The following is a 17,532-nucleotide window of genomic DNA, read 5'->3' on the forward strand; positions in this document are numbered from 1 at the left end:
GGAACCCGATCCGCAATCCGCCCCAATGACGGCCCTTGACGAAGATGGGGGACGAAATGTCCTTCATCATCACAAAGGTCCCGCCGCCCATGTCGCGGCGATAGGTCTGGAGCAGGAAGGGGGCGGTGTTTTGCCCGGCATGAAGGCCGGTGCGGTCGTTGAACATTCGCCGGTTGCGGCAATTGGCGTTGTTCCACACCGGGTCCGCCCCCTGGGGCTTGGACACCTTGAGATTGTGGGTCGGGATATAGCCGTTGCGATCGATCGTGACGCAAAAAGCAACGCGCGGATCGAACGCCAGCACCGGCTCCTGCAAGGCGGGCAGCACCTCGTCGGTCAGAGCGGTGACGCGGGTCAGAACCTGTTGCGGATTGGTACCGTCGATCGGGCGGTACTCCTCGTCGAACAGATCGTCCAGGGTGATCCGGCCGGAATCGATCGCCGCTTCGAAGGTCTGGGCAACGGCGCGGGCGGTGGATTGAGCCTGTTCGATGAACGGGGTGTCGTCGGTGCGAAAGCCCGAGGCGGCGATGAAGCCCATCAATTCCTCGGAATTGCCCAGTAACGACGCGATCCGCTCATCGGCGCGGCGCAGGCTGTCACTGGTCAGCGCGATGCCTTCGAAGAAGCGGTCGATCTCCTCGATCACCACATTGCATTGTGTCAGCGAATTGGCAGCGGAATTGGCGATGTCACCGACTTTGTTGTCAACCGTGCCGATCGCCTCGCCGAACACGGCGACGGCGTGGTTGATGACGCCCACCCCGGTTCCGACCGAATCCGCCATCCGTAATGTGCTGGTCGAACTTTCGATCAGATCGGTGACCGAGCCCGACAGGGTCTTCACCGTATCGTCGATTCCGCTGGTGACATTGGCGGTCTGACGAGCCAGGCTCTTGACCTCGTTGGCGACGACGGCAAAGCCCTTGCCCGCGTCACCGGCCCGCGCCGCCTCGATCGTCGCATTCAGCGCCAACAGGTTGGTCTGGCGGGTGATCTTCTGGATGTTGCGGGACATCGAACTGACATTGCCGAGAGCGTCTTCCAGCCCCTCCAGCCGTTCCTCGATCCCCTGGACCGAAGCGACCAGACTTTTGACTCCGCTCAAGGCCTGATCGATGGTGTGGAGGGACTCGCCGGATTCGCGGCCAGCCCGTTCGGTGACCTCGCGGGCCTCGCGTCCGGCAGCGTCGATCTGGCCAATCGTTTCGACCATGGTATGGGCGATGCCCTTCAGATGGTCGAACAATTCTTTCTGATGGGTCACAAAACGGGTCAGGCCGTCCATGGTCCCCGCGATATCGGCGACCTCCAGACTGAGAGAATCGATCTTGCGCAAGATTTGCGCCGCGAAAACATCTTTTGCCGGACTGTCGCTCCCAGCCTCCGTCCGAGACTCCATCGGCTTTGCTCCCTGTTCCTGGTGTCGTTCATTATGACGCTTCTTGTGGGCGTCTTATTTGGTCACCGACTTAACGCTATTGCCGGGCCGGACGTCAATCCTTGGGAGGGGGAACCGGGGGCGATGCCTCTTCGGAGGTTGGTTCGCGACGTCGGTTTTTCTCGGGATTGGAAAAGCGGAACCGCCCCGCCAGGATGCAGCCTTTCATGCCGGGATCGCAGGGACGGTTGCCCAACCGCGAGCAGCGTTCCTGGATTTCGTGGACACAGCCCCATCCGCTCATTGTTGCGCGCCCTCCGCCACGTGTTCGATCAAAGTCTCGATTTCGCCCAGGGCGCGTAAGGCTGCCTCGGCCAGCGGGGGGAAACTGCCGTGATCGGACAGGCGCAGCAGCAAGACCCGCGATTGAAACAGACCGGGCAGAGCGGCGGAGCGTTCGGCCGGGTCCAGCGCCGCGATCCGCTGGCGGGCGCGGGCAGGAATGCGCCGCACCAGCCCAAAGCGGCGGCCCGACAATCCCTTGAACGTCATCACCGCGGCAAGTAAATCGAGGGTCTCGCCCGGCTCCAGACACTCGAACAGATATTCGATCAGGTCGGTTTCGCCATGCTCCAGGGCCAAGGTCGGGGCGTTCGGCTTCTGGTGGTTCAAGATGCGGTCGGCAATCGCCTGCAATTGGTCTGACAAGGCATCGCGGAACAAGACGGGGTCAAGCAGGCGCCACGCCTGGGCCGATGCCAGCGGTAGCCGGTCGTTGCGGCCGAACGCGTGCGACAAGGTCTGCGCCACCGCCAGCGCCGCCCGGCTGGTAACGTGACCGCGTTGCGGCCAGCAGGCCCTCAGCAGGTCCTGCGCGAAGAAATCGTTGGCAGGAACCGCCAGCAGCGCCGCCAATGCATCCTGCCGGTCGGGGAGATCGAGGGTTCCGATCCCGTCCGGGGTTGCTGCCGCGATCCGCTCTATCAACGCGTCGCGGTCGGGCTGCTCAACGGCGACGGTTCGTTCGGTTTCGGATGGGGGCGTGGCCGGGGCGGCGGTCGGCGCGTCCTGCGTGCGCCAGATCGTCTGGACCTGACGCAACAGCGCGGCGCTTTGCTCGTCGCGGGGGGCGCGCTCGTCATCGCTGTCGTCCGGACCGGCGGCGGACAGCCCGGCTTGCCCGGTCCGGCGCCGTCCGAACAATCGCTCCAACATGCTGGGGTGGCGACGGTCAGTGAGCGAGGCATCATCGGCGGTGAGAACCGAAGGGATCGGCGGCAGCGATTCGGGCTTCGGCTCCGCTTCGTTTCCGGCGGGGGGCAGTCCGGCCAGAACCTGATCGAGCAGGGCGGCAAACGCCTCGGGCGGCCGGATCGTTTCCTCCTCGGTCGCAACGGGAACGCTCTGGGGCGGGTCGGTATTGTCCTGCATAGACCCAGCCTAAGCCAAGGCGACGTCGGACGCTACAACCGATCGGACCCGGAGGCCGCCTCGACGGCGCGGGCCAGGGCGCAGAATCCTTCGACCGGAACCGTCTCGGCCCGCTGGGTGGGGTCAAGACCGGCGGCGGCGATCAACGCCTCGGCATCGCCCAGCGCCTTCAGGCTGGACCGCAGCATCTTGCGCCGCTGGCCGAACGCGGCGGCGGTGACCCGCTCCATCGTCTCGAACCGGGCCGGAGCCAGCGGGGCGGGACGGGGGACGATCTCGGCGATGGTCGAGGTCACCGCGGGCGGCGGGGTAAAGGCGCGGCGGTCAACGTTGAACAGCGGCCTGACCTCGCACAGCCACTGGGTGATCACCGACAGGCGGCCGTAATGCGACGATCCCGGCGCGGCGGCCAGACGGTCGACCACCTCTTTCTGGAACATCAGGATCATCCGCTCGAACGCCTCGGCCCGGCGCAGCCAAGCCAGCAGCAGTACGGTCGAGATGTTATAGGGCAGATTGGCGACGATCCGGCGCGGGGTTTCCCCCAGGCTCGCCACATCGATTTCCAGCGCGTCGGCAGCGATGATCTCCAGCCGTCCGGGATAGGCGGCGGCAATCTCGTCCTGGATCGCAATGGCGCGGTCGTCGCGTTCGATCGCGATCACCTGACGTGCCCCGGCATCAAGCAGGGCGCGGGTCAGTCCGCCCGGGCCGGGTCCGATCTCGATCACGGTGCCGACGGAGAGATCGCCCGCTGCCCGGGCGATCCGGCCGGTCAGGTTGAGATCGAACAGAAAATGCTGACCAAGCGACTTGCGCGCGTCGAGCCCGTGGCGGGCGATCACCTCGCGCAGAGGGGGGAGGAGATCAGACATTCAGACGGGCGCGGTTGGCGGCAATCTCGGCGGCGCTTTTCAGGGCGGCGATCAGGCTGTCGGCTCCGGCCCGGCCGCTTCCGGCCAGATCGAAGGCGGTGCCGTGATCGGGCGAGGTGCGGACCACCGGCAGGCCCAGAGTGACATTGACGCCCCGGTCGAATCCGATCGTCTTCAGCGGGATCAGCGCCTGATCGTGATACATGCAGATCACGGCGTCATAACCCCGCCTCGCCCGCTCGTGGAACAGGGTGTCGGCGGGCAACGGGCCGATCGCATCGATCCCAACCTGACGCAGCCGCTCGACCGCCGGGGCGACGATGTCGATATCCTCGCGCCCCATCGTGCCGCCTTCGCCCGCATGGGGGTTCAGCCCTGCCACCGCCAGACGCGGCGCGGTAATCCCAAAATCGCGGGTCAGGGCGCGGGCGGTCACGGTGGCGACGGCGACAATCGCCTCGGTGCTCAACGTCGCGACCGCCTGGGCCAGCGAGATATGAATCGACACCGGGACCACCCGCAGACCGGGACAGGTCAGCATCATCACCTCGCGCCCGCCCTGGGGAGCGGCCAGCGCGGCGAGGAACTCGGTATGACCGGGGAAGCGGAAGCCGCCCTGATACATCACCTTCTTGTGAATCGGGTTGGTGACGACGCCAGAGACCTCTCCGGCCAGGGCCAGCTTGACCGCCCGTTCGATCGCGCCCGCGACGGCGACGGCATTGCCCGAATGGGGAAAGCCCGGCTCGACCGGGTGGGGCAGCGCGACCGGCAGCACCGGCAGGACCTGATGGAACAACTCCAGCGCCTCGGCGGGCGAGGAGACGATCCGAACCGGCACGGCAAGACCCAGCCGTGTCGCCAGCTTGGTCAGCCGTTCCGGCGAATCCAGCATCACGAAGGGGGGAATCCCCTCGGCGCGGCGGGTCCAGGCGGCCAGGGCGATATCGCCGCCTATACCAGCCGGTTCACCCATGGTCAAAGCGAGAGGAGGAAGAGGATTGGTCATCGGTTTACAGCCTGAAATCGACAAAAGCGGCGCGACGCAGGTCGCGGATATGGCGGCGGGCCAGCAATTCGACCCGTTCGTCCTCGATCTGGCGGCGAACTTGGCTGCGGCTGGGCATCCCCGCCGTGCCGCCGCCCGAGCAGATCATGAAAACGGCAAGACCGTCGGGGGACTCGATCGGGGCGCTGGCCCGGCCGAGCGGCAGTCCCCCGATGGCCTTCGCGACATCGGGCGGCAGGCCGGCGGGACGCACATTCTCGATCCGGCCGGATTTGGTCGAGTTCAGCTCGTTCGACAAATCTTCCAGCGTGTCGCAATCCTTTGCCGTTGCGGTCATCGAGGTGGCCTTGGCAACCAACTGATCGCGCGGTGCCGGTTTGCCGGTCGGGGTGGGGAAGACGAGACGGAACAGGGTCATCATGTCGGGTTCGGTACTGCCCCCGGTAATCCGGCGGTCAACGACCAGGACGATGCTATAGCCGCCGCTGCCCCGGATCAGCCCGCTGATCTGCCCCTTGTCCAGGCGACCAACCGGATCGCGCCAATCGTCGTCCAGCGAGGATTCGCCGATCCAGCCGAGCATGCCGCCATTACTGGCGCTGCTGCTTTGCGAGAACTGGCGGGCCAGGGCCTGGAACGGCGCACCCGCCTTGATCTGGTCAAGCAGGCGTTCGCCCAGGCGGCGCGCCTCTTCCTCCTGGGTGGGCGTCTCGACCGGCAGAACAATCTCGGCCAGCATGTATTCGGGGCGGCCGATTTGCTGGCGGATGGTGTCGAGACGTTCGGTGATTTCCTCTTCGCCGACCCGGACGGTGGGCTGGAGCAGGCGTCCCACCACTCGCATCCAGGCGATATCGGCGCGAATCTGTTCGCGTACGGCGTCGGTGTCGACGCCGGCATTGCTCAATTGGGCCAGCAATCCGCCTGGTTTCATCCGGTTCTGACGCTCGATCGAGGCGATGGCGCGGTTCAGTTCCTCGGACGAGATCTGGATCTTGACCCGGTTGGCCTCCTGCATCTGAAGGTGCTCGTCGATCATCTTGCGCATCACCTGGGGCAGCAGGCGGCGACGATTTTCGAGCGAATCCGGCAGATTCGACACCACCAGCGCCAGCTTGACCCGTGCATCGAGATCGCGAATCGAAATGATATCGTCATTGACCACGGCGGCGATGCGGTCGACCTCTTCGGCCTGGGTCGGCGTCACCGCCGATAGCATCAGCCCGGCGATGACCAGGGCGACGAAACGAGCAAGCACCATTCCTTCGATCCCCTTTGACATCGATTGCCGTGACGGTCGGTTCATCAGAACAGACCGGTCGAGGCTTCCCCCAACGTCTTCAATACGACGGTCAGCATCGCATCGTATCCGGAATTAACCTCGTCCTGCGTGCTGAAATAGCGGTTGAATCCAAGGATGATCGCGAAGCATTCATCGCTATATCCGGTCTTGGATGTTACGCTGAGGATGCCGCCGTTCTTCTCAAGGTCTTCGTTGATAGAGAAATATGAATGCCAATATTGGCTGGCCTGCGTCGTCAGGCTGTATGTCACATATTGGCGGCGGTCATAGACGACCCCGCTATCCGTGGTGTTGGACGAGAGATAACCATAAGAAACCGCCCCTTGCAGCGCACGCGGCCCGACCGAAAGGGTCGCTTCGTTGCGCTTGAGCTGAAGAGTATCCTTGTCGACCCGGACACGGTCGCTAAGCGACAGCAAGCCGGTCGGCACGATTTCCAGCCGACCCAGATAGTCCGAGAAGGATTCGGTAAACCCGCTATTGGGTTTGAAGGTGCTGTCGGCATGCTGGCGCCAGCCCTGCGCCACCTGGGCTCCGATTTTTCCGCCAACGCGGGGGTAGGCGGTCCAGCGCAGGCCATAGCCGCCGCGCACCCCGCCTTCGACCCGGTCTAGGCCGACCAGACGGTTAGGCCGCAGCACGTTGGTTTCGTCCAACTCGAAATCGATCGAATCCTCGTTGGGGATGCGGTCGCTGTTGCCGCCGACCGGGCTGGCCGCCAACATGCCCACCGGTTCGATCACCTGGGTCATCGACGAACTGGTGCGGCTGAACGGATAACTCCACTGCACCGAGGCATCGGGAAGAGCGCGGCCGGTGGTATCGCTGCCACCGCTGGCCAGATGATCGGCATTATACCCGTCACCGCGCAGGCCGGTGGTGATGGTGTAGACCTGTCCGTCCGGGGTGATGACCGGCAAGGTCCAGGCGGTCCGTTGCGACAGGCGTTGCGCCTCGGTCCCGCGCGAGCGGGTATAGACCAGCATATCGCTGTCGGTGGTCCAGTAGCTGCCGCCCCAGCCGGGCTGACTGACCGTATGGTGGGCGACGTGAGGCAATACGACGGTGGATTTGCTGCCATCGTCGATTACCCGGACGCCCTGGAACGACATCGTCTCCGCGACGAAATAGCTGCGTCGGCCAAAGCCTTCGACATAAGGCGAGGTCAACAGCCAGGGGCGGTCGTTGTCCATCCGGACCTTGTACAGGTTCCGGTAATTCTGATCGGATTGATACTGAACCTGCCATCCCGCGCGCCAGGTTTCGTCGAGATCGACCAGTCCCTTGGACTCGATATGGCCGCGCGGATCGCCGGTATTGCGGTCGGTGGTGATGCTGGCTCGCGTCCGCGATTCGCCGCTGAAGCCGCGCCAGCGATGTTCGGCCGACAATTGCATCTGCTGCATCGCGCTGGACAGGATGTCGCCGACATCGTCGCCCTTGACGTTCCCTTTGGCTTTTTCCAGCATGAAACGGGGGGTCAGCGTCAGGTCTTCGTTGTCCGACATCACGAAGAAATAGGGCAGAGCCACCGACGGGCCCAGGCTGGAATTGGAATTGAAGCTGGGGGCGAGCAAGCCTGATTTGCGCCGCACGGTCGGGTCGGGATGCGACAGATAGGGGGTGTAAACCACCGGCAAGCCGACCAGTTCGATCCAGGCGTCGCGATATTCGATCTGCGCTTCGGCCTGGTTGTGGGTGATCCGTTTGGCGTTGGCTTCCCACAGCGGGGTGCGGTCGGGATTCTTCCGACAGGGTTCGCAGGCGGTATAGGTCGCGTCCACGAGATCGGTGCGATCGCCGCCGATGCGTTGCGCGGTCTTCGCCGACATCTGCGAATCGTCGGAAAGCAGAATCCGAATCCGCCGTGCGACGCCGTTTTTCATGTCGCCGGTCAGTTCGAAATAATCGGCGTGGGTAATTTCGCCGGTCGGCTCGGTCAGCACCACGTTACCCGACGCCCCCATCAAATCCTGCTTCAGATTATAGGTCAGGCTGTCGGCGGTGATGGTGCGGTTGCTCTGAATCACTTCGACCCGACCGCGGGCGGTAACGATGTCGTATTCGCGGTCATAGGTGATCTGGTCGGCTTCGAGATTGACCGGAGGATTGTCCCCGGCCTCGCGTTCGTCGGCGTGGATCACCGGCCTGGGCAGAATGCGGGGCGGACGCCGCATCGTCGAGACGGTGGGCGCGGCGGCTGATCCGCCGGTCGCGATCGCGGCGGCAGGAGCCGGATTAGACACCGGAGCGGCGATCACCGGCGGGGCAGAAGCGATCCCCACAGCCACTACGGGAGCAGGGGCGGGAGGCTGGACCTGGGTCGGTTCGGGCGCGGCGGCGCGCCGGGGGGCCGGGGCGGGGTCACCCTCGTCCCACGCCTGTCCCCATGATCCAACTTCGGGATAGGAACTTTGGGCCAGTCCGCCGCCGGTCGTCGGTACCGGGGCTGATACCACTGCCGACGGCGCGACGTGGTCAACTGGTGCCGGTGCCGGACTGGCCAACGGCGCGGGTGTCGCGGTGGTCCCGTCCCGGCGAACCGGGGGCGGCCCCATCGGCATGGGATCGTCGTCTCCCCACGCCTGCCCCCAAGAGCCGACCTCGGTATAGGACTGGGACGAGGACGGATCGGCATAGGCAACACCAGCCAGCGCCGTCGAAGAGGCGAGGAGGGTCAACAGCAGTTTGGGGCGCGGAACGATCACGAAGGTCTCTGCCGGAGTCAGGCGGAATTGGCGGCAAGGGCGGGGCGGCGATAACGCGGCCAGGGTGGCCGGATCAGAACCCAGAACCCCAGGGTGATCGGCAGCAATACCACAATATAGATGGCCGGGGTGAAGATCAGATTGCCGGTGGTGAGGTTGGTTGCCCCCAGCGCCGCCGCCTGAACCGCGACCATCAGCGCGATCGCGGTCAGGATCGGCCGCAATTGCCCGCGCCGATCAAAGCCCGATGTCAGCAGAACCGCTGCGGCAATCAGGGTAAAGCCCAGCGGGTAGAGCGGTGAGGTCAGCCGCGAATGCAGTTCGACCCGGAAGCGGCGATATTCGTTGGCCCCAATCTCGTTTTCGTCAATGTCGAGCAACTCGCCCATATCGCGCTCACGGGCATCACGGAAGCGGTCGCCCTTTGCCCCCGAAGCGGCGGCGAAATCGACGGTGTAGCTGTCGAAATGCAGCAGCGACAATCGCCCGGTGCCGGGCGGCACTTCCTGGCGGTTACCGTTGACCATCAGCACGCGCGGCCCGGCTTCGGTCATCACCAAAGCGCCGCGTTCGGCCATCATCGTGATGGCGCGTTGCGGATTGCGGGTGTCGTGGACCAGGATGCCCGACAATTCGCCCGACGCCGAGCGGGAGCGGACATAGATCGTCAGCCCATCGCCGAATTTGTTGAAGGCCCCTTCCTGCAACAGCACGGTGCCGATGTCGTTGCGGATCGTCCATTGCATCTCGTGGAAATCGCGCACCGTCAGCGGGATCAGCCAACAGGTCAGCAGATAACTGAGCACGGTGATGAACCCGGCCAGCAGCAGAGCGGGGCGGGCCAGGGCAAGGTGACTGAGCCCGGCGGCGCGCAGCACCACCAGTTCGCGGTCGGCGATCAGCCGGTTATAGGTGAACAGCACCACCGCAAACAGCGAGACCGGAACGATCACCACCAGGAAGCCCGGCATCAGCAGCAGGGTCAGCTTCAGGAAGGTGAGGATGGACAGACCCTTGTTGACGATCATCTCGATGAAGCGCAACGACTGGGTCAGCCAGAGGATGCACGCCAGCGCGATGGAGACGAATAGCATCCCCACCACCATTTGGCGCAGCACGTAGCGTGTAATTCCCGACATCGCGGGGGATTATAGACATCCCCCGCGATGTCGAACAGCGAAACTGAGCGTCGCGCCTCAGTAAAGCCGCGCCGCTTTAGAATCCGTCAACCGGAAGGGCCATAACGCTGTCGGCTCCGGCGGTGACGATCGCCGCCAACCCGGAGGTTCGAGGCAGGATCTGGTCGGCATAGAACCGCGCCGTGGTGATCTTGGCGGTCAGGAACGGATCGTCGGAGGCCGCCTCGGTCAGCCGCCGTTGCGCCGCCAGCGCCATCCGCGCCATCATCCAGCCGCCCGTGGTCAGGGCGATCAACTCGAGGAACGGCGAGGCGACCGCCCCGGCCAGGCAGGAATCCTCACTTTGATGAGCCTACACCCAGGCGACCGTTTCGGCGCACAATGTCGAGGCCGCCGCCAGTTCCAGCCGCAGCCGCTCCAGTCCCTCGCCGCCGCTCTCCGCCAGATCGGCCTCGGTGCGACGGATTTCGGCGAGAAGGCCCCCCATCGCCTCGCCCTGATCGCGGATCAGTTTGCGACCGATCAGGTCAAGCGCCTGGATACCGTTGGTGCCTTCGTAAATCGGGGCGATCCGGGCATCGCGCAGATGCTGGGCCACCCCGGTTTCCTCGACGAAGCCCATCCCGCCGAACACCTGGACCGCCATGTCGGCGACCTGAACCCCGTTGGCGGTGCCCCAGGATTTGACCACCGGGATCAGCAGATCAGCCAAGGCGTGGGCGGCGGCGCGTTCGGCCTTGTCCGCGGCATGGCGGGCGATGTCGAGACGCGAGGCGGTAAAGTAGGTCAGGGCACGGCCCGCTTCGACCAGGGCGCGCTGGGTCATCAGCGTGCGGCGGACGTCGGGATGGTGGATGATCGGGCCGGGAGCGTCACGGCCGGGGCCGATTCCCTGAACCCGCTCGCGGGCATAAGCGATCGCCTTCTGGGCGGCGCGCTCGGCGATCGCGACACCTTGCAGTCCGACGGCAAGGCGGGCGTTGTTCATCATCGTGAACATCAGGGCCAGTCCCTGGTTTTCCCGGCCGACCAGGGTGCCGATCGCGCCTTCGTCCTCGCCAAACGCCATCACGCAGGTCGGGCTGCCATGGATGCCCATCTTGTGTTCGAGCTTGATGCAGGACACGTCATTGCGCTTGCCCAGGCTGCCGTCGGGATTGACCAGGAATTTCGGCACCACGAACAGCGAAATTCCCTTGGCCCCGGCAGGCGCGTCGGGCAGGCGGGCCAGCACCAGATGGATGATGTTCTCGGCGGCGTCGTGTTCGCCCGCCGTGATGAAAATCTTCTGGCCGGTGATGCGGTAATGGTCGCCGTCGCGCACGGCACGGGTGCGCAACGCCCCGACATCCGATCCCGCGCCGGGTTCGGTCAGGTTCATCGTGCCGGTCCAGGCCCCGCTGACCAATTGTTCAAGATACAGCGCTTTCTGATCGGCGGTGCCGTGGGCCGAAAGCAACTCAACCGCGCCCTGGGTCAGCATCGGGATCAGCCCGAACGACATGTTGGCGGCGTGCCAGATTTCCTGCACCGCCGTTGCCACCAGCCACGGCAAGCCCTGGCCGCCGAAATCGGGGTCGAACGGCACTGCGTTCCAGCCGACCTCGACGAAGCGGCGATAGGCATCGGCGAAGCCGGTGGGCAGACGGACCTTGTCGCCCTCCAGCACGCATCCCTCGCGGTCGCCGACCGGGTTCAAGGGGGCCAGCACGCCAGCTCCGAACCGGCCCGCTTCCTCAAGAACGGCGCTGACCAGATCGGGAGTCGCTTCTTCATAGCCGGGCAGGGTGGAAATGCGGTCCAGCGCGCCGATCTCTTCGATGACGAAGGCCATGTCGCGAACCGGCGGGGTGAAGGTGGGCATGAAGGTCTTCCTGCTATCGGTTTTTCATTACGATAAGATTGGTCGTAAAAGAGGCTGCGCCGTCAAGTGCGAGATCGGAATAGGCGTATGTGCCAGCCGGGATAAGACAGAGGACGGACATGGAAAAGGGGGGCGGAAATCACTCAGCCCCCCTTCGCATCCTTCGTCACCGTTCTAGAGACCGAACGGTCTATTTCCGCCCACTCTTGGCCTCGGCCAAGGGCAGGGCGACATAGCGCAATTGCTGCGGGTTCTCGACCCGGAGCAGCAGCGAGCGGCTACCCGCCTTGCGTCCGTCCTCGACCGCCTTGGCCAGATCCTGCGGAACCCGAACCGGCTTGTGGTCGGCCTCGATGATCAGGTCGCCGGGACGCAGCCCCTTTTCCGAGGCAAGGCTGTCGCCACGAACGTCGGTGACGACGATCCCGTTAGACTCTTCATCCAGCCCGAACCGTTCGCGTAAGCCCGGCGTCAGCAGCGAGACCGTCAAGCCGGTGCCGGTGATGACCTGAGAGCCTTCCTTGGGCTGAGACGGCTTCTGGTTTTCGCCCTTGGTCCGGGCCAGCTTTTCGGCCGGATCCTCGGGCATTTCGCCGACGGTGCCGTTCAGGGTCAGCTTCTTGCCGTCGCGCCAGACCACGATCTCGACCTTCTTGCCGATCGGGGTGCTGGCGACATGGCGGGGCAGGCGGCGCATCTCGGTGATGTCCTTGCCGTCGAAGCGCAGCACGACGTCGCCATTCTTCAGCCCGGCCTTCTGGCCCGGTCCGTTGGTATCGATCGAGGCGATTAGAGCCCCGTGCGAGTCGGGCAAGCCCATCGTTTCGGCCATGTCGGCATCAAGCGACTGAATCCGCACGCCCAGCCAGCCGCGGCGGACCTTGCCGGACTTGCGCAGATCGTCGATCACCGGCATCGCCAGCGATGACGGAATGGCAAAGCCGATCCCGATCGAGCCACCCGACGGCGAAATGATCGCCGAATTGATGCCGATCACCTCGCCCTTCATGTTGAACATCGGGCCGCCCGAATTGCCCCGGTTGATCGGAGCGTCGGTCTGGATGAAATCGTCATAGGGTCCGGCATTGATGTCGCGGGCGCGGGCCGAGACGATCCCGGCGGTCACCGTGCCGCCAAAGCCGAACGGATTGCCGATCGCCAGCACCCAATCACCAACGCGGGCATCGTCGGAATTGCCGAAGGTGGCGGCAGTCAGCACCTTTTTACCGGGGTCGATTTTCAGCAAGGCCAGATCGACCTTGGGGTCACGGCCGACCACGGTGGCCTGAAACACGCTGTCGTCATGCAGCTTGACGCTGATCTCGTCGGCGTCGGCGATGACGTGGTTGTTGGTGACGATGTACCCGGCCGGATCAATGATGAAGCCCGAGCCGAGCGAGTTGGCCCGGCGCGGCGGCGCATCGGCCTGACCGCCCTGGCCGCCGCCCTGTTGCCGCTCCATGAAGTCGCGGAAAAATTCCTCGAGCGGCGAACCGGGCGGGAATTGCGGCATTTCCATGCCGCCATGAGGGTTGCGAACCGTCTGGGTGGTCGAGATGTTGACCACGCTGGGCAACAGCTTTTCCGCCAGATTGGCAAAGCTCTCCGGGGCCGCTTCCGCTGGCGCCGTGATGGGGATCAGCAGAACGAACAGCCCGAAAACCGCCGCCATCAATGACAGCGGCGGGGCTCCGGCGGAGGCGATTTCGCCGCCCGCCAGATCGTGTTTCTTATGGACGAACACCGATCGAAACCCTCCTGTTGAGACTGGATCGGCCAGCCGGTCTTAGCGCCGGCCGCCGGGTCCGCTGTTCATGACCCGCAGAAATTCGTTGTCGGGCGACAGAACCAGGGTGGTGTTGCCGTCGGCAAGGGCCTCGCGGTACGCCTGAAGCGACCGATAGAGGGCGAAGAATTGCGGGTCCTTGCTGAACGCCTCGGCGAAGATGCGGTTGGCTTCCGCGTCGCCCTGGCCGCGTTCGATCTGGGCCTGACGCTGCGCTTCGGCGAGAAGAACGGTCCGCTCGCGGTCGGCGCGGGCGCGAATCTGCTGACCCCATTCGTAGCCTTGAGCGCGGGCTTCCTTGGCCTGACGCTCGCGTTCCGACTTCATGCGGTCATAGATCGACTGGCTGGTCTCTTCCGGCAGATCGGCGCGACGCAGACGGACGTCGACGATCTGAAGCCCCAGTTCCTGGTCGGCCCGTTCGGCGACTTCATGCTGGATCTGGTTCATGATGTTGGCGCGTTCGTCCGACAGCAGCGATTGCAACATCACCTGACCCATCACCCGGCGCATCGCCGACGAGACGATCTGGGCCAGCTGAGCGCGAGCCTGGGTCTCGGTGCGGACCGACTGATAGAACTTCAGCGGGTCGGCAATGCGGAAGCGGGTGAAGGTATCGACGACGATACGCTTCTGGTCGCCCAGGATGATCTGTTCGTCGGGCGGATCAAGCGCCAGCAGGCGATTGTCGTAACGCACGACGTCTTCGATGAACGGAATTTTGATGTGCAGGCCGGGATCCTTGATCGTGGCGCGGTGAGCGCCCAGACGCAGCACCAGGGCCTGCTCGGCCTGATTGACGACGAACAGCGAGGACGCGGCCAGGATCAGGACAAAAATCCCGGCGACGAGGGCGATCGGCAGAGCCCGGTTCATTTCGCGCCTCCGGCGGTCTTCTTGAGTTCAGGCAGCGGCAGGTAGGGCAGAACCCCCTGCGATCCTTTCGACGACGGGTCAATAATGATCCGGTTCGATTTCTTCACCACTTCTTCCATCGTTTCGATGTAGAGGCGACGGGCGGTGACATCCTCGGCCTGCTTGTAGGCGCTTAAGACCGACAGGAAGCGCTTTGCGTCACCCTGGGCCAGATTGACCACCTGTTCGCGGTAGGCCTGGGATTCCTGGACCAGCCGTTCCGCCTCGCCTCGGGCGCGGGGAATGATGTCGTTGCGATAGGCTTCGGCCTCGTTACGGGCGCGCTCCTGGTCGGCGCGGGCGCGCTGGACATCGTTGAAGGCGTCGATGACCGCGCCGGGCGGATCGACCTTCTGCAACTGGACCTGCTGGATGTGAATCCCGGCGCCATAGGCGTCGAGCAGACGCTGCAATTCTTCCTGGGCCTGGATCGCGATCAGTTCGCGCTTGTCCGACAGGGCGGCCTGGATCGGATTGCGGCCGATCACTTCGCGCAGGCTGCTTTCCGCCGCTACCTTGACGGTGTTTTCGGGGTCGCGAACGTTGAACAGGAACTTGCCCGCATCCTTGATCCGCCAGAACACCGCCGCGTCGGCCTCGACGATATTCTCGTCGCCGGTCAGCATCCGGCTTTCCTCGGGCACGTTGCGGGCAATCGCATTGCGCTCGATCCGGGTTTCGCCGCCCGAGCGATAGCCCAGCTGCAACTGGTTGACCTTGGTCACCTTGGGCAGCAGAACCGCTTCGATCGGGTAGGGCAGACGGTAATGCAGCCCCGGCTCGGTGGTATCGACCCACTTGCCGAAGCGCAGCACCACGCCTTGTTCGTCGGGGCTGACCTTGTAGATGCCGGTGGCACCCCAGGCGGCAATCGCCGCCGCAACCGCGAGAGCAATGACGCCGCGACCGCCGAAATTATTGCCCGGCATCGCCCGGCGCAGCATTTCCTGGCCGCGTCGGATGAAATCCTCGATATCGGGGCCGGGGCCACCGCCAGCGGGACCACCCGGACGCCCCCAAGGGCCGCCGCCTCCATTTCCGCCGCCGCCGCCCCAAGGGCCGCCATCGCCGCCGCGCGGATTCCAAGCCATTAATTGTCCCCTTGTCGCTGTCCCTGCCTTGCGGAAAACCGGTTCCGCCTTCGGAAGATAGGGGACCTTTGCCTCCGGCGCAACGCGAGGCGGTACGCTTTTTTCCCCTTGCGGTTCTCCCTTATCCCCGGCGACGGGGGCTTTGCAAAGGGTCCGGCGGGTGCCATATCTGCACCAAGGGAGCCCTGAGCTCCCGCTTTTGTCTGCCCGCCCGTCGGGCGTCAGGTCTGCCGGGGGATCCATGGCCGAACTTACCGAACAGAAAATTATCCAGGTTTTATCGTCTCTTGCCGATCCGGACGGTGGCGGTGACATCGTCGCGCGCGGTCGGGTTGCCGGTCTTGCGGTGCGCGATGGCCGGGTCACGTTTGCCCTGACCGTTACCCCCGAGCAGGCCCAGGCGTTCGAGCCGCTTCGCGCCGCCGCCGAGGCTGCGGTTCGTGCGGTGCCGGGTGTTGTTTCGGTTGCGGCGGTGCTGACCGCCGAGCGTCAGCCCGCCGCGTCGGCTCCTCCCGCCGCTCCGGCCAAGCTGTTGTCGGGGGTTCGTGCCGTGATCGCGGTCGCTTCGGGCAAGGGCGGTGTTGGCAAATCAACCACTGCGGTCAATCTGGCGCTTAGTTTTGCCGCGATGGGTCTGTCTGTCGGTCTGTTCGACGCCGATGTGTTCGGCCCCTCGCTGCCGCGGATGCTGGGGATCGACACTAAGCCGGATAGCCCCGACGGCAAGATCATGCAGCCGATCCGCCGCTTCGGGCTGGAATGCATGTCGATCGGCTTTCTGGTGCCCGAGGATTCGCCGGTGGTGTGGCGCGGGCCGATGGTGGCCGGGGCGCTGGAACAATTGATGCGCGACGTCGCCTGGGGACCGCTCGACGTGATGGTGATCGACATGCCGCCCGGCACCGGCGACACCCAATTGACGATCACCCAGCGGGTGGCGCTGGCCGGGGCGGTGATCGTTTCGACCCCCCAGGACATCGCCTTGATCGATGCCGCCAAGGGGCTGTCGATGTTCCGCAAGGTGGGCGTGCCGGTTCTGGGGATCGTCGAGAATATGAGCTATTACGTCTGCCCGAAATGCGGCGACGAGGCCCATCTGTTCGGCCATGGCGGGGCCAAGGCCGAAGCCGAGCGGTTTGGCGTCGATTTCCTCGGCCAATTGCCGCTCGATATCGCGATCCGCCAGGGCGGCGATGCCGGCCAGCCGATCGTGCTGGCCAGTCCCGACGGCCCTCACGCCCGCGCCTATCGCGCCATTGCCGAAAAGGTCTGGGCGACGGTTAGCGCCTAGAATTCGGCGTCAGGCCAGCGCCTGCCCGCTGAGAATCGCGCTGCGTTCGGTTTCGGAGAGGGCGGCGGCGCGCAATCCGTCGAGACCGGGGGCAAGGGCGAGCGCTGGCGAATCGCTGCCATAGACGATCCGGTCGGCCCCCAGCGTCTTGGCCGCCAGGGCGATCCCGTCTGCGCCAAACGAAGCGGTATCGACCAGGATGCGGCGAGGCCGCCCGTCGGCCCAGGCGGGGGGCAGCCCCATCCGGTCGGCGGTCATGGCGATCCGTTCCGCCAGCAGGGCCAGGGTGCCGCCCAGATTGGCAACCCGAACCTTGATGTCGGGATAGGGGGCGAGCAGGTCGCTATACTCCAGGGTGATCGCCGCCTGGGTCAGCGTATCCTGGAAGCCGACGGCACGGCGGCGGATCATCGTCAGGGGATCGTCGCCGCCAGCCGGCATCGGGCTGCCCGACAGGGGGCCGGGATGAACGAAGATCTGGGTCCCGAGCCGGTTGGCGACAGCCAGGACCGGAGCCAGGGTGCTGGCAAGGGCCTCGTCGGCGAAGGCGTCGGCGGGCAGCACGCCGCCCTCCAGCCCGTATTCATCGACAGCCTGTTCCAGCATCCGCGCCGCCAGGGTGGGGGCACCGCTGGGCAGGGTGGCGAGACCGCCAAAGCGTCCGCCCGATTGCGCGGTCAACCGCGCCAGTCCGCGATTGGTGGCCTCGGCGATCGCCTGTTCGATGTCGGGAGGCAGG

General features: G+C 65.0%; 15 protein-coding genes. 1 reads left to right on the plus strand and 14 read right to left on the minus strand.

Annotated features, from left to right (window positions below; all coding sequences use genetic code 11):
* The 13 genes from K678_RS14280 to hflK all read right to left on the minus strand — a co-directional run.
* Window positions 1-1,402: methyl-accepting chemotaxis protein (locus K678_RS14280; RefSeq protein WP_021133177.1), on the minus strand; the 1,402-nt coding region annotated here is incomplete at its 3' end.
* 94 nt (window positions 1,403-1,496) lie between these two features.
* Window positions 1,497-1,685: a hypothetical protein gene (locus K678_RS18340; protein ID WP_021133178.1), complete on the minus strand. Its 189-nt coding sequence runs from the start codon at window positions 1,683-1,685 to the stop codon at window positions 1,497-1,499.
* Window positions 1,682-2,812 carry a hypothetical protein gene (locus K678_RS17945; RefSeq protein WP_021133179.1) on the minus strand — a complete coding sequence of 377 codons (1,131 nt, stop codon included), beginning with the start codon at window positions 2,810-2,812 and terminating at the stop codon, window positions 1,682-1,684. The genes K678_RS18340 and K678_RS17945 overlap by 4 nt, the downstream gene beginning before the upstream one ends.
* 32 nt (window positions 2,813-2,844) lie before the next feature.
* A complete protein-coding gene (gene rsmA, locus K678_RS14290) occupies window positions 2,845-3,687 on the minus strand; it encodes a 16S rRNA (adenine(1518)-N(6)/adenine(1519)-N(6))-dimethyltransferase RsmA (RefSeq protein ID WP_021133180.1) in 843 nt (280 codons plus the stop codon).
* Window positions 3,680-4,696 carry a 4-hydroxythreonine-4-phosphate dehydrogenase PdxA gene (pdxA, locus tag K678_RS14295; RefSeq protein ID WP_021133181.1) on the minus strand — a complete coding sequence of 339 codons (1,017 nt, stop codon included), beginning with the start codon at window positions 4,694-4,696 and terminating at the stop codon, window positions 3,680-3,682. Before pdxA ends, rsmA begins: the two co-directional genes overlap by 8 nt.
* Before the next feature lie 4 nt (window positions 4,697-4,700).
* Entirely contained in the window at window positions 4,701-6,002 is a 1,302-nt protein-coding gene (locus K678_RS14300; RefSeq protein WP_331270960.1) for a peptidylprolyl isomerase, read from the minus strand.
* Complete coding sequence (locus tag K678_RS14305; RefSeq protein WP_231376270.1) at window positions 6,002-8,707, minus strand: LPS-assembly protein LptD; 2,706 nt, start codon at window positions 8,705-8,707, stop codon at window positions 6,002-6,004. The genes K678_RS14300 and K678_RS14305 overlap by 1 nt, the downstream gene beginning before the upstream one ends.
* Before the next feature lie 17 nt (window positions 8,708-8,724).
* Window positions 8,725-9,846, minus strand: coding sequence for an LPS export ABC transporter permease LptF (gene lptF / locus K678_RS14310; RefSeq protein WP_021133184.1), 1,122 nt, complete (start codon window positions 9,844-9,846; stop codon window positions 8,725-8,727).
* A 76-nt stretch (window positions 9,847-9,922) separates the two neighbouring features.
* Window positions 9,923-10,174, minus strand: a complete 252-nt coding sequence (locus K678_RS20025; protein WP_331270961.1) for an acyl-CoA dehydrogenase C-terminal domain-containing protein — start codon at window positions 10,172-10,174, stop codon at window positions 9,923-9,925.
* Between the two features lie 24 nt (window positions 10,175-10,198).
* Window positions 10,199-11,710, minus strand: a complete 1,512-nt coding sequence (locus K678_RS14315) for an acyl-CoA dehydrogenase family protein (RefSeq protein ID WP_021133186.1) — start codon at window positions 11,708-11,710, stop codon at window positions 10,199-10,201.
* 190 nt (window positions 11,711-11,900) lie between these two features.
* Window positions 11,901-13,454 (minus strand): DegQ family serine endoprotease, encoded by a 1,554-nt coding sequence (locus K678_RS14320; RefSeq protein WP_021133187.1) that lies wholly within the window; start codon window positions 13,452-13,454, stop codon window positions 11,901-11,903.
* 42 nt (window positions 13,455-13,496) lie between these two features.
* Window positions 13,497-14,372, minus strand: coding sequence for a protease modulator HflC (gene hflC / locus K678_RS14325; protein WP_021133188.1), 876 nt, complete (start codon window positions 14,370-14,372; stop codon window positions 13,497-13,499).
* Window positions 14,369-15,502 carry an FtsH protease activity modulator HflK gene (hflK, locus tag K678_RS14330; RefSeq protein ID WP_021133189.1) on the minus strand — a complete coding sequence of 378 codons (1,134 nt, stop codon included), beginning with the start codon at window positions 15,500-15,502 and terminating at the stop codon, window positions 14,369-14,371. The genes hflC and hflK overlap by 4 nt, the downstream gene beginning before the upstream one ends.
* Before the next feature lie 241 nt (window positions 15,503-15,743).
* Here hflK and apbC point away from each other — a divergent pair, with 241 nt between their 5' ends.
* Window positions 15,744-16,793, plus strand: coding sequence for an iron-sulfur cluster carrier protein ApbC (gene apbC / locus K678_RS14335; RefSeq protein ID WP_021133190.1), 1,050 nt, complete (start codon window positions 15,744-15,746; stop codon window positions 16,791-16,793).
* A gap of 9 nt (window positions 16,794-16,802) precedes the next feature.
* Here apbC and K678_RS14340 read toward each other — a convergent pair.
* Window positions 16,803-17,532, minus strand: a 730-nt coding sequence (locus K678_RS14340; protein ID WP_039853340.1) for an amidohydrolase family protein, incomplete at its 5' end; no start/stop codon positions are given.

Source organism: Magnetospirillum fulvum MGU-K5 (assembly GCF_000442515.1).
Taxonomy (GTDB): Bacteria; Pseudomonadota; Alphaproteobacteria; order Rhodospirillales; family Magnetospirillaceae; genus Phaeospirillum; species Phaeospirillum fulvum_B.

Coding starts and splice junctions, on each gene's coding strand:
- hflC (WP_021133188.1), bottom strand. CDS start 14,372: ATGAACCGGGCTCTGCCGATCGCCCTCGTCGCCGGGATTTTTGTCCTG.
- rsmA (WP_021133180.1), bottom strand. CDS start 3,687: ATGTCTGATCTCCTCCCCCCTCTGCGCGAGGTGATCGCCCGCCACGGG.
- K678_RS18340 (WP_021133178.1), bottom strand. CDS start 1,685: ATGAGCGGATGGGGCTGTGTCCACGAAATCCAGGAACGCTGCTCGCGG.
- K678_RS14315 (WP_021133186.1), bottom strand. CDS start 11,710: ATGCCCACCTTCACCCCGCCGGTTCGCGACATGGCCTTCGTCATCGAA.
- hflK (WP_021133189.1), bottom strand. CDS start 15,502: ATGGCTTGGAATCCGCGCGGCGGCGATGGCGGCCCTTGGGGCGGCGGC.
- pdxA (WP_021133181.1), bottom strand. CDS start 4,696: ATGACCAATCCTCTTCCTCCTCTCGCTTTGACCATGGGTGAACCGGCT.
- K678_RS14300 (WP_331270960.1), bottom strand. CDS start 6,002: ATGAACCGACCGTCACGGCAATCGATGTCAAAGGGGATCGAAGGAATG.
- K678_RS17945 (WP_021133179.1), bottom strand. CDS start 2,812: ATGCAGGACAATACCGACCCGCCCCAGAGCGTTCCCGTTGCGACCGAG.
- lptF (WP_021133184.1), bottom strand. CDS start 9,846: ATGTCGGGAATTACACGCTACGTGCTGCGCCAAATGGTGGTGGGGATG.
- apbC (WP_021133190.1), top strand. CDS start 15,744: ATGGCCGAACTTACCGAACAGAAAATTATCCAGGTTTTATCGTCTCTT.